General features: G+C 38.9%; 14 protein-coding genes. All 14 read left to right on the plus strand.

Features of this window, described 5'->3' with window-relative positions; translation table 11 throughout:
* Positions 1-420 precede the first annotated feature (420 nt).
* The 14 genes from CLV62_RS18750 to CLV62_RS18815 all read left to right on the plus strand — a co-directional run bounded on the left by CLV62_RS18750 (position 421) and on the right by CLV62_RS18815 (position 11,988).
* The gene (locus CLV62_RS18750; protein WP_110312313.1) at positions 421-1,665 is read left to right on the plus strand and encodes a DUF418 domain-containing protein; all 1,245 of its coding nucleotides are present in this window, start codon (positions 421-423) and stop codon (positions 1,663-1,665) included.
* Between the two features lie 79 nt (positions 1,666-1,744).
* On the plus strand, positions 1,745-2,755 hold the full coding sequence (locus CLV62_RS18755; RefSeq protein WP_110312314.1) for a sensor histidine kinase: 1,011 nt from the start codon (positions 1,745-1,747) through the stop codon (positions 2,753-2,755).
* A gap of 6 nt (positions 2,756-2,761) precedes the next feature.
* Positions 2,762-3,508, plus strand: coding sequence for a LytR/AlgR family response regulator transcription factor (locus CLV62_RS18760; protein WP_110312315.1), 747 nt, complete (start codon positions 2,762-2,764; stop codon positions 3,506-3,508).
* A gap of 149 nt (positions 3,509-3,657) precedes the next feature.
* Entirely contained in the window at positions 3,658-4,764 is a 1,107-nt protein-coding gene (locus CLV62_RS18765) for an alpha/beta hydrolase (protein ID WP_221409257.1), read from the plus strand.
* A gap of 14 nt (positions 4,765-4,778) precedes the next feature.
* Positions 4,779-5,843, plus strand: coding sequence for an alpha/beta hydrolase (locus tag CLV62_RS18770; RefSeq protein WP_221409258.1), 1,065 nt, complete (start codon positions 4,779-4,781; stop codon positions 5,841-5,843).
* A 32-nt stretch (positions 5,844-5,875) separates the two neighbouring features.
* Positions 5,876-6,412, plus strand: a complete 537-nt coding sequence (locus CLV62_RS18775) for a flavodoxin family protein (RefSeq protein ID WP_110312316.1) — start codon at positions 5,876-5,878, stop codon at positions 6,410-6,412.
* Between the two features lie 33 nt (positions 6,413-6,445).
* Positions 6,446-7,045, plus strand: a complete 600-nt coding sequence (locus CLV62_RS18780) for a flavodoxin (RefSeq protein ID WP_110312317.1) — start codon at positions 6,446-6,448, stop codon at positions 7,043-7,045.
* 14 nt (positions 7,046-7,059) lie between these two features.
* A complete protein-coding gene (locus CLV62_RS18785; protein ID WP_245904131.1) occupies positions 7,060-7,989 on the plus strand; it encodes an aldo/keto reductase in 930 nt (309 codons plus the stop codon).
* Between the two features lie 53 nt (positions 7,990-8,042).
* Positions 8,043-8,519 carry a nuclear transport factor 2 family protein gene (locus CLV62_RS18790; RefSeq protein WP_221409260.1) on the plus strand — a complete coding sequence of 159 codons (477 nt, stop codon included), beginning with the start codon at positions 8,043-8,045 and terminating at the stop codon, positions 8,517-8,519.
* Positions 8,520-8,572: 53 nt separating this feature from the next.
* The gene (locus CLV62_RS18795; RefSeq protein ID WP_110312352.1) at positions 8,573-9,223 is read left to right on the plus strand and encodes a flavodoxin family protein; all 651 of its coding nucleotides are present in this window, start codon (positions 8,573-8,575) and stop codon (positions 9,221-9,223) included.
* 14 nt (positions 9,224-9,237) lie between these two features.
* Positions 9,238-10,725, plus strand: coding sequence for a 4Fe-4S binding protein (locus CLV62_RS18800; protein ID WP_110312318.1), 1,488 nt, complete (start codon positions 9,238-9,240; stop codon positions 10,723-10,725).
* A gap of 103 nt (positions 10,726-10,828) precedes the next feature.
* A complete protein-coding gene (locus CLV62_RS18805) occupies positions 10,829-11,257 on the plus strand; it encodes a DUF1893 domain-containing protein (RefSeq protein WP_110312319.1) in 429 nt (142 codons plus the stop codon).
* Position 11,258: 1 nt separating this feature from the next.
* Positions 11,259-11,771, plus strand: a complete 513-nt coding sequence (locus CLV62_RS18810; RefSeq protein ID WP_110312320.1) for an ECF transporter S component — start codon at positions 11,259-11,261, stop codon at positions 11,769-11,771.
* A 1-nt stretch (position 11,772) separates the two neighbouring features.
* Positions 11,773-11,988 carry a Sec-independent protein translocase subunit TatA/TatB gene (locus tag CLV62_RS18815; protein WP_110312321.1) on the plus strand — a complete coding sequence of 72 codons (216 nt, stop codon included), beginning with the start codon at positions 11,773-11,775 and terminating at the stop codon, positions 11,986-11,988.
* The last annotated feature ends 18 nt before the right edge of the window (positions 11,989-12,006 follow it).

Below are 12,006 nucleotides of genomic sequence, written 5' to 3' on the forward strand. Positions count from 1 at the left end.
CAGAAAGTCAGATCAACATCCGGACTACTAGTACATACGATGGGTAAAATTGCAATCGCATTTATTTATCTAATTTTTTAAATACTGATTCGCATGATTATTAAACCAAGACTCTTTATCCGGTTCCTGTTTGTTTTGCCAATTATTAACCGAAAAGGAGTTTCAATAAGTTCTCCGATCTGTATTCATTCTAAGTACCTCCCAACATTTATATGGAATAGCCTGTTAAAATACTGCATGGACTTGGACTGAAACCTTAATTCAATTGCAACTTCACTTACCATTTGTCCTGACGATACATTATTCATGGATTACTTTTTTAAATATATTTTCGTGAACATACCTGATTTTTCGTTTTGCTACCCAAAGAGGAACAATGAATAATTTACGACCTTACTTTTAGACCTAAAATTAAAAGTAATGGAACAAAATAAATCTTCCTCAACTCCTTTAAGCCGAATCACAGTAATAGATGCATTAAGAGGATTCGCATTGTTGGGTGTTATACTTATGCACATGTCACAACACTTTGGTATCTTTTCCTTCCCTATGGAGCCAAGGGAAACGTTACTCTCTCAATTTGATGACACAATTCAGTGGCTTACTCAAAATGTAATCATGGGGAAGTTTATTAACATCTTTGCCTTTTTATTCGGTTTGAGTTTCTTTATACAAATGGATAGAGCAACAAAAAAAGGAATTGATTTTCGTAAACGTTTTTTGTGGCGTATGGCTATCCTTTTTTTCATAGGCATAATCGGAAATTGTTTCTTTACAGGCGATATACTATCCATATATGCCGTATTCGGAGTAATAATGGTTTTTCTTTTCCGCTTCAAAAGTTGGATGCTGATGATTATTGTTGCCCTTTTGTTATTGGGACTTCCCCGCATATTAATAACAAGCTATGACCGAATTGTAAAAACGGAACAAACAGAAACCGTGCTTCGTGATTCTGCACCCCGATCTACCAGTTCACAGATGGAAAAACCTTCTTTCTTCAAATCGGCAAAGAATAATCTGACCATAGGATTGGAAAGAAAGCTTAATTATCAATTCGGGATGTATGGACGTGCGTACATTACACTGGCACTCTTTATTTTGGGATTAGTTATAGGTCGTAAACGCTTTTTTGAAGAAGTATATTTACACAAGAGAAGGAATATGATTCTTTTAGCAGGATTTATTCTTGCTGCCATAGCAATAAACTATATTGTAGGCTTGCTTCCTGAACCACCATCAACACGGGCGATTTTAATGGGGCTGGACAGCAGCGATATTAGTCCTTCCGTGTTCATAGTTATGGCTTTGAAAGATATCCATACTGTATTGTTCTCCGCAGCTTTAGTGGTGGGTTTTATTATACTTTACCAAATAAACGGCATTGGAAAATGTCTGAATGTGATGACCCCTTACGGACGTATGGGATTATCAAACTATGTAATGCAAAGTGTATTGGGGGCAATTATATTTTCTGCATGGGCATTCGGTTCAATTTTTGGAAGTTGGGGAGCAACAGAAGTCTTTCTATTGGGATTGGCAATATATACAGTACAGCTCATAATCAGTAAATATTGGCTGAAATACTATTTATATGGTCCGCTAGAATGGTTTTGGCGTTCGGCTACTTATTTAAAACTACAACCATTTAGAAAAAGATCATAATTTCATAGATACAATTTGCATATCACTTTTTAGTCATAGAGAAAATAAAAGTCTTATTTTTACAACAAAACACTATGAAATGAATATTTTAGATAAATACTCTACATATAAACTGTTATGGATTAGCCTGATCAGTGCTGTTTTTATTATCTATCCTAATATAACATGGATACCGTGGGAATTGAGCCTTGTGGAAGAAACCCGACGAACACATTATCTTTTATTATTTGGTTTTCGCTATGTGTTCTATACCTCTTTTATTTTTTTATTGATAAAAATAAATTTACAGAAAATAAAAACGCTTTCCTTCCAAAAACGTTTCGGATATAACGCCTTGATTAGTATTGGTGCTTATGCTGTTTATGGCGGAACAGCTTTTTTGATAGACTTAAAGGTCAGGCATTTTGGTAGTCTGGTGCTATTTCAATTCTTTATAGTGTGTATTCTAGCCACACTGATGGGCTATATTTATTTACTATATATTGAACAGCGAAAAAAGGAACAGGAAATAGAACTGCTAAAGATTGAAAATCTGCAAAGCCGTTACGATGCCCTGACAAATCAGATTAATCCACATTTCTTCTTCAATTCCTTAAATGGCTTGACTGCTCTGATCCGAAAGAAAAATGATGAGATTACACTTACTTATGTCAATAAGCTTTCGGACGTATTTCGCTATATCCTGCAAAGCGATAAAAAAGGACTAGTAACAATCGAAGAAGAACTCGAATTTGTAAATGCATTCCGCTATATGATGGAGGTGCGTTTTGCCAATAAATTGGAATATACTATAGATGTAGATAAGGACATACTGTCAAGCAAATTGCCTGTGCTATCGATCCTTCCCGTTCTTGACAATATAGTTGTTCACAATATGATAGACAGCGATCATAAAATGGTAGTTTCCATTTATCTTAATGATGATAAAGAACTGGTCATATCCAACCCTATATACCCTAAACTATCATCCCCTGTAACGAATGGTACGGGACTGAAAAACTTGGAAAATCGTTTTTCATTATTAATGAATAAGCAAATCAGAGTTGAAAACAATGGAAGTATATTCCGTGTTTATTTACCGTTAAAATAATCAGGTATGAAAGTATTGATAGTTGAAGATGAGACGGCTGCTTATGAAAGTTTGGTAGAAATACTCAAGGAGATTGATCCGTCCATAGAAGTATTGGGAAATACCGAGAGTGTCAGGCAAACAGTTGATTGGCTACAAAAAAATCCCGATCCAGACCTCATTCTGATGGATATTCACTTATCCGATGGCTCGGCATTCCTGATTTTTGAACATATCGCAGTAGAAGTACCCATTATTTTCACAACTGCTTATGATGAATATGCCATAGAAGCATTTAAAGTGAATAGTATAGACTATTTGCTTAAGCCTATAAAATCGGAGGAATTAGAACGTGCATTGCATAAATTCAGGAAATGGACGCAGACCGAAATCATTCAATACCTGTCCAGATTGGCACAACTAACTCCAACAACCAGGTACAAAGACAAATTTTTGATTCCGATAAAAGATAAATTACTGCCTGTCGATTTACGGGAGGTGTCGTATTTCTATACAACCGATAAGAATACACATATTTACTTAAAAGACGGCACTTCGTATTCTTACACTAAAACACTGGAGCAAATTTACACATCTTTAAATCCCGCAGATTTTTATCGGGCTAATAAGCAATATATCATTGCCCGCAATAGTGTAAAGAATATAACCATCTGGTTCGATAGCCGCTTGCTTATTACGCTTGACACAGACGTCCCCGAACGTATCTACATCAGTAAAAATAAAGCCGCCGAATTTAAAGAATGGATAGTATAAGTGGCTCAATATGTGGTTGAATAAAAATACCTTTATTATCTGATTCGTGATAATCGTTTCATTTTCGCTTTAGTCAGTTCTTAAATACAAGTCTTACATAATTATTGAATATTTGTAAAAGCAAAAGGCTTTTTATAAAATCATTCATTATGATAAGATATAATATGAAACTTACAGCGATCTTGGCTATGTTCATTCCTTTTAGTTTATCAGGATTCAGCCAACAACACAAAAATGACCCGAACAAACTACTTATACTCCAATCCCAAGGCAGCTTTACCGTCGGAGGCACAGTGATTCAGAACCCCGGTAATTACGATGCAACCAAGTTTGACAACTGGAAACCCTACCCCGAAGGGCAAACCTATCATGGCGACCACGCCTACGTCTTCTATCAAATACCTGACAAATCCCGCCCGTTACCTCTCGTATTTCTTCACGGTGCGGGTTCGTCATCGAAAGTGTGGGAAACGACACCCGATGGACGGGATGGCTTTCAGAACATATTCCTCCGAAGAAGATTCAGCACTTATCTCGTAGACCAACCCCGAAGAGGAAAAGCTGGACGAAGCACTCTTGCTGCGTCCATTGATCCGACTGCCGATGAGCAGATGTGGTATGAAATATTCCGCATCGGTGTGTGGCCGAATTTTAACAAGGGTGTGCAATTCCCGCAGGATGCCGAGAGCCTGAACCAATTTTTCCGTCAAATGACACCCAATACAGGACCTTTTGATACCGAAATAATCACTAACAGCATGTCTGCACTTTTTGATAAAATAGGTTCCGGCATCCTAGTTACTCATTCACAAGGAGGTTTACCCGGATGGCTAACAGGAATTAAAAGCGATAAAGTAAAAGCTATCGTAGCTTATGAACCGGGAACATATCCGTTCCCAAAAGGCGAACTACCCGAACCCATAAGCGGACTTACAGGTGTATTAAAAGGAGTAGAAGTTTCGATGGATGACTTTATGAAACTTACCAGAATACCTATTGTCATGTATTTTGGCGATTATATTCCTGATGCACCTGATGCAGTAACCAATGATCTGGGAGCCGAAAACTGGCGTACCCGTTTAGCTTTGGGACGGCTCTTTGTCGAAACTATGAATCGTCATGGCGGAGATGCCACTTTAGTAGAACTGCCAAAGATCGGTATTTATGGTAATACACATTTTCTGATGTCTGATCTTAATAATATCGAAATAGCAGATCAGCTTTCGAAGTGGTTAAAGGAAAAAGGACTGGATTGAAAAAATAAAAGTGTATGGGAATCACAAAATTCAATAATATAACTCGTCTAAGCAACATGATACTATCATTATTATTGATACTGTCTCTTACGAATTGTGCGGAAAGTGACCCTGCCAATGCAAATAAACCCAATCAGGAAGTAGTAGACGAAACAGGTAGCGGGAACGAAGATGAAGAAAATAACGGTAATATGGGAACACACCTGACGACGAATAATTATGTCCGTGATATTGTAAACCATCCTGCATTTGAAGGATTCGGTGATTTGCTTTTAACACGTGACAATAATTCGTCTTACTACGATACACCTCTTTCTAATATAGGTTCACTGATGCCATATCACAGCAATGTCCGTCCCGATGTGGTATTAGGTGCGTTAAACCATCTGATAGATGAAGTTAAGGATAACAAAACGGTATTTTATGATATCTATACCGAACAACAGAAGCAACAAGACCCTGCTAAAAGGAATACAGGAATATTCTTTTACAGAGGAAATCCAAACGCACCTTTTGCGGTGGTTTGTCCCGGCGGTGGCTTTTCGTATGTCGGTTCACTGCATGAAGGCTTTCCTCTTGCTCAGGTTATCAGCGAAAAAGGATATAACGCCTTTGTAATACGATATCGTATTGGGGGCGAACAGATTGCCTCAGAAGACCTTGCAGCAGCCCTGTCATTTATCTTCCGTAATGCAAGTTCACTCGAAGTAAGTACAGAGAATTACTCGCTTTGGGGCGGTTCGGCAGGCGGAAGGATGGTCGGTAATATCGCTATGTACGGAGCATCCTACTTTGGTTATAATGTACCTAAACCGGGCACGGCAGTTATCATATATACAGGTCAGACCAGTTACTCGGCAGACTTTCCACCCACTTTCCTTGCGGTAAGTGCCAACGACGGTATAGCATCCCCATCCGTTATGGAACAACGCTCACAAAATCTGCGTAGTGCAGGTGTAGATGTTGAGTTTCACAAATACCAATCGTCCGGTCATGGCTTTGGCGTAGGAACAGGAACCGATGCCCAAGGGTGGATGGACCATGCTGTCCGCTTCTGGGAAAAATACATTACTAAGTGAATATAAATATAAAATCATAACAGCATACACCCATGAAAAACGTATTAGTCATCTCAGCCAGTCCCCGCAAAGGAGGCAATTCAGATACCCTCTGCAACCAGTTCATTAGTGGGGCACAAGAAGCAGGGCATGAGATCGAAAAGATAAACCTTCGGGATAAAGACATGAATTACTGCCGTGCCTGCTATTACTGCAAAAACCATGACGGAAAGTGCGTGATAAAAGACGACATACCCGAAATTATCGACAAGATAATTGCCGCAGACGTAGTCGTACTTTCCACCCCTGTCTATTTCTACTGTATGAACGCACAGCTTAAAACAGTAATCGACCGCTCGGTTATGAAATGGACGAAAATCGCAAACAAAGACTTCTACCTGATTGCAACCGCAGCAGAAGAGGAAGACCACGCAATGGAAGGTACAATAAAGTCATTCAGAGGATTCCTCGAATGCCTGACCGATGTGAGGGAAGCAGGATTGATACTAGGAAAAGGCGTTTATAATGCGGGCGAAATAGCCGGAAATCTGGCAGTTGCCCTAGCCTACGAAACAGGCAAAAACATATAACGGAATAAGATTATTAATCATAAAACAAAAAACATGAAAAACTTACTTTTAGCCCTGTTAATGCTGTTGGTAGTATTTCCAATATCGGCATGTGCAGATAAAAACGATAACCCTCTGACAGAAGAAGAGGAACAGGAAACTCCCGAGGTAACAGACCGAAAAATTCTTATAGTCTATTTCAGTTGGGGAGGTAGTACAAAGCAGGTAGCTGAAAATATAGCCAATCATACAGGAGGTACACTTTTTAGAATAGAAACCGTAACTCCTTATCCCACCGAATATATACCCTGTACCGAAGTGGCAAGAGCAGAACGGGATAATGGTATTCGCCCCGAATTAAAAACAATTGTGGATAACCTCGACCAATATGATACGATTTTCGTTGGTTGTCCTGTATGGTGGCACACTGCTCCTATGGCTGTCTGGTCGTTTTTAGAGAGTGATAATTATGATTTCTCTGGGAAAACAATCATACCATTCTGTACCTATGAAGCAACATTCAGAGATGAAACTCTGGCTAATATAGTGGAGCTTACTCCCGATTCCAAACATTTAAAAGGTTTTGGCACAACGAATAAAAATGCCGATGTAGAGTCTTGGTTAAAAGAGATTAGTATAATAAGCAACAAATAATCAGAATGGAAAATATGAAAAATTATCTCTTTGTGATAGCACTACTGCTATTTGGAAACATTAGTATTGCAAATGCACAAAATATGAAATCCAATGTGCCTGTGCTAAAACTGAATAATGGTATCGAGATGCCTCAATTCGGTCTTGGTACTTTCACTGCATCAAAAGATGCCTGTAAGGATGCTTGCCTTGTTGCATTAAAAAACGGTTATCGCCATATCGACACCGCCCATGCTTACGGAAACGAATCCGGAGTAGGCGAAGCACTTAATGAGAGCGGCATTCCCCGTGAAGAGATATGGATTACGAGCAAACTTTGGCCATCCGAATACGGAGAAGGCATAACAATGGAAGCCATAGATAAAATGCTGGCCCGGCTGCAAACAACTTATATCGACCTGCTGTATGTTCATCAACCTGTCGGAGATTTTGTAGGTGCTTGGAAAGATATGGAGAAAGCTGTGGTGGCAGGAAAAGTACGTGCATTGGGTATCAGTAATTTTGATGCTAATGATGAAGTATTCCATGCCATAGTAGATAATATGAAGATAAAGCCTGCTGTGTTGCAGATAGAATGTCATCCTTATGCTCAACGTAATGATATTCGAGAAAAAGTGAAACCCTATGGCATAGCCATAGAATGTTGGTATCCGTTAGGACATGGAGATAAAGGTCTGCTCTCTGACCCTGTGATTGCTAAAATTGCCGAAGCGCACAATAAATCAATTGTACAAATAATCCTTCGTTGGCATATACAAGAAGGGCTATCTGTGATTCCCGGAGCAACTAACCCCGATTATATTAAACAGAATATCAGCATCTTCGACTTTGCTTTAAGCGAAGATGAAATGGCGGCAATGCGTTCATTGAACAAAGACAAACGCTTCTTTAATATGACTCTTGAACAAAAACAAGGATTTGTTAATTTTAAGATGAATGATTAATCTAATAATGGTTAGTAGTTGGTTTATAGGAAATTAATTAAAATAATCATATCATGAAGAAAGTAGTATTAAACGGCAACATGAAAGTATTAGTTCTGATACTGGGTTTATTAATGATGAGTGTACATTGTTTGTTCGCACAAACAGAAAAGTATGATGAAAGTACAAAACAGGAGCTCACTAGCCTCTCCAAACAAAAATGGCAGTGGATGGCAGATCGTAATGTAGATTCACTAAATGTCCTTTTCCATCAAGAGGCAGTATTTGTCCATATGGGAGGTACGATGACTAAAGAACAAGAATTAAATACCATTAAAAGCGGTGGTATTCATTATAAGCATACAGAAATAAAAGAAACATCGGTTCGCTTTGTTGGTAACACAGCTATCATTTTAGACAGGATTCGCCTGACGGCTGTTGTCGGTGGCAATGAGGTTGTCAATCCCTTTATGGTTACGGAAGTGTATGTGCCGATAGATGGTAAATGGAAACTTGGTTCTCTGTCGTTTACCAGATTACTTGGCGACTAAGTGGTATGAAAATAAATATAGCTATTGCATCAAGAATAACTTTAATAAAACCGATGAAAAATAAATTTTTAATTTCAGCTATTACTTTTATAGCTATACTGTTTGCTTCATGTGGAAACCAGCAAGCAAAAGAAGAAACAGCAAGCACCCCAAATACTTTTGTATCAAAGAAGGGACCTAAATCAGTATTGATTATTTCATCAAGTCCCAGACGAGGCGGTAATTCGGAAACTCTTTGTTTGCAGCTTATGAAAGGTGCTGAAGAATCTAAACACAAGGTGGAAATGCTGAACCTTAACGATTATGATATTAAGTTTTTTGCAAAAACGGAGTATGAAAGAGGAGAACGAAACGATGACGATGATGCTATCCAAATCATAAAGAAAATGGCAGCAGCAGATGTGATTGTCCTTTCTTCACCTGTCTATTTTTATTCGATGACCGCTCAGATGAAAGCCTTGATCGACCGTGTGTATAACTACGAAAAAGATTTGCAGAATAAAGAGTTCTACTATATCGTCACTTGTACCGATAAGGAAAAAGAGGCACTCGACGGCACAATTATGGGATTTCGGGGATTTGTCCGTTGTCTTTACAATGGTCAGGAACGAGGCATAGTTTATGGAAACGGAGCACGGGAACGGGGTACTATCGACGAAAAGCCTGCCATGAAGGAGGCGTATGAGATGGGCAAAAATATCTAGCAAATAAAATAATTATGTTACGAAAGATCAGAGTTATTCTCGCCGGTTTCTTTTTCATTTTAATCACAGTGTTATTCCTCGATTTTACAGGAACGGTTCATGCATGGTTTGGATGGATGGCTAAGATACAGTTTGTTCCGGCTTTATTGGCTTTCAATGTCGGGGTTGTAGTGATATTGATAGCATTAACTTTACTTTTCGGACGTATTTACTGTTCTGTCATATGTCCTCTAGGCGTATTTCAGGATACTATATCATGGATAGCTTCAAAACAAAAGAAAAATCGTTTTTCTTATTCTCCGGCTCTTTCGTGGCTACGCTATGGAATACTTATACTCTTTACAATTGCTTTAATACTGGGGGTCAGTTCAGTGTTTACAATTCTCGAACCTTATAGCACTTATGGGCGTGTAGCATCGAATCTGTTTGTTCCTGTCTACCAATGGGGAAATAATCTATTAGCTTATCTAGCAGAAAGAGCAGATAGCTATGCCTTTTATTCGGTAGATGTATGGGTCAAAAGTGCATTAACATTAACGATAGCGGCTGTAACCTTTGTCGTTCTAGCTATCCTTGCCTGGCGTAACGGACGTACATATTGCAATACGATTTGTCCTGTGGGCACGGTGCTGGGCTTTATGTCGAGGTTTTCTTTTTTCAAACCCGCTTTCATTGAGGATAAATGTAACGGATGCGGATTGTGTGCCCGAAATTGTAAGGCTGCGTGTATCAATGTCAAAGAACATACAATAGATTACAGCCGTTGTGTAACCTGTATGAATTGCATCGAAAAATGCAAAAGCAGTGCGATGGTGTATGCTCCACGAAAAATGGGATCAAAGAAACAAGATGCAACACAAATTGCCGAAGGCAATGATTCGTCCCGCCGTAATTTCCTTTCAGTTACAGCCTTGGTTGCTTTAACATCTGCACTTAAAGCACAGGAGAAAGCAGTTGACGGTGGATTAGCTGTGATAGAAGATAAAAAAATACCTAAGCGTGCTACTCCAATTGTTCCACCCGGTTCAGTAAGCAGTCGCAATATGGAGCGTCATTGTACAGCTTGCGGGCTGTGTGTATCTGTTTGTCCGAATCATATCTTACGTCCCTCCGATAAGTTGGCAACATTCATGCAACCCGAAATGTCTTTTGAACGAGGTTATTGCCGTCCCGAATGTACAAGATGTTCGGAAGTGTGCCCGACTGCTGCCATAAAGCGGATTAAGATTGATGAAAAATCATCTATCCAAATAGGACACGCTGTATGGATTAAAGAAAACTGTGTGGTTATGCGTGACAAAGTAAAATGTACGAATTGTGAGCGTCATTGTCCGACAGGGGCAATACAGCTAATCCCTCTCTCCGATAATCCCGACTCGCTTAAAATTCCGGCTGTGAATACTGAGCGGTGCATTGGTTGCGGAGCCTGCGAAAACCTCTGCCCGGCACGTCCATTTAGTGCTATTTATGTAGAGGGTCACGAAAGACATAAAATAATTTAAGGTCTCAGACCTTTTTATTGCCTTGGCAAGTATAACAACCAAAGAATGTTATGGTGATAAAACATCGCATTAAATATTTAACGTTACTTAAAAGATAGTCTATATGAAAGAAATAATAAGAATGCTTCATAAGGATAATTATTCCTGTGTGATTGTAAACAAAGGAGATATTCGTGCATTTTCACAACGAGGGGTTGCAGATTTATTCTATCTGCTAAAAAATGATCCTGACTTTTTGAAAGATGCGTCTATCGCCGATAAAGTGGTGGGAAAGGCAGCCGCAGCATTGATGATTCTCGGAGGTATTCAAGAATTGTATACGGATGTTATCAGCTTATCGGCATTGAAGATACTGCATGATGCTAATATCAAAGTAGATTTTGACCAGATTGTGCCCTATATTCAAAACCGGGATAAATCAGACTGGTGTCCGATGGAAAGAATCTCTTATAACGAAGAATCAGTTGAGGCTATTTTGCCTTTGATAGAAGCATTCATTGAAAAAATGAAAAACAATCATTTAACTGCTTAATATGGAAACAACTGCTTTAAAACTTTATTCATTCGATTACCGAAATGTAAAAACCTATTTAGCGGCATCGCTTTTTGTCATCGGGAACATAGCCTTACCACAACTTTGCCATTTGCTACAACAAGGTGGTATGGTGTGGTTGCCAATCTATTTTTTTACACTTATTGCGGCTTATAAATACGGTTGGAAAGTCGGATTGTTGACGGCGGTTCTCTCTCCGTTGGTAAATTTTCTATTATTCGCAATGCCTTCGGCTGAAGTACTGCCTGCCATTTTGATAAAATCGGTATTACTGGCGGTAGCTGCGGGATTTGCCGCAGGATATTTTAAACGTATCTCTATTCCTATTCTCATTGTGGTAGTTCTCTTTTATCAAATCATCGGCACATTGGGAGAATGGTTGTTAACAGGGAGCTTTTATCTGGCTGTACAGGATTTCAGGATGGGTATACCCGGAATGCTATTACAGATTATCGGAGGTTATTTATTTGTTAAACATCTAATACGAAATTAATATGACAAAGTTATTATTTATCGGTGGTGTCGGGATGCCCGAAATATTATTTATTGCTCTTATCGTTTTATTGTTATTTGGCGGAAAGAAAATTCCCGAACTGATGAAAGGCATCGGAAAAGGTATACGGGGTTTCAAAGACGGAATAAATGGAATTGAAACGGGTATTTCTAAAGAAGAAAATGCTGAACTAATAAAAAAGCATGACGAAAAATAGTGAGCAACAAGCCTGTCA

This window comes from Indolivaga alginatilytica (genome assembly GCF_003201355.1).
Classification (GTDB): Bacteria; Bacteroidota; Bacteroidia; order Bacteroidales; family Dysgonomonadaceae; genus Dysgonomonas_A; species Dysgonomonas_A alginatilytica.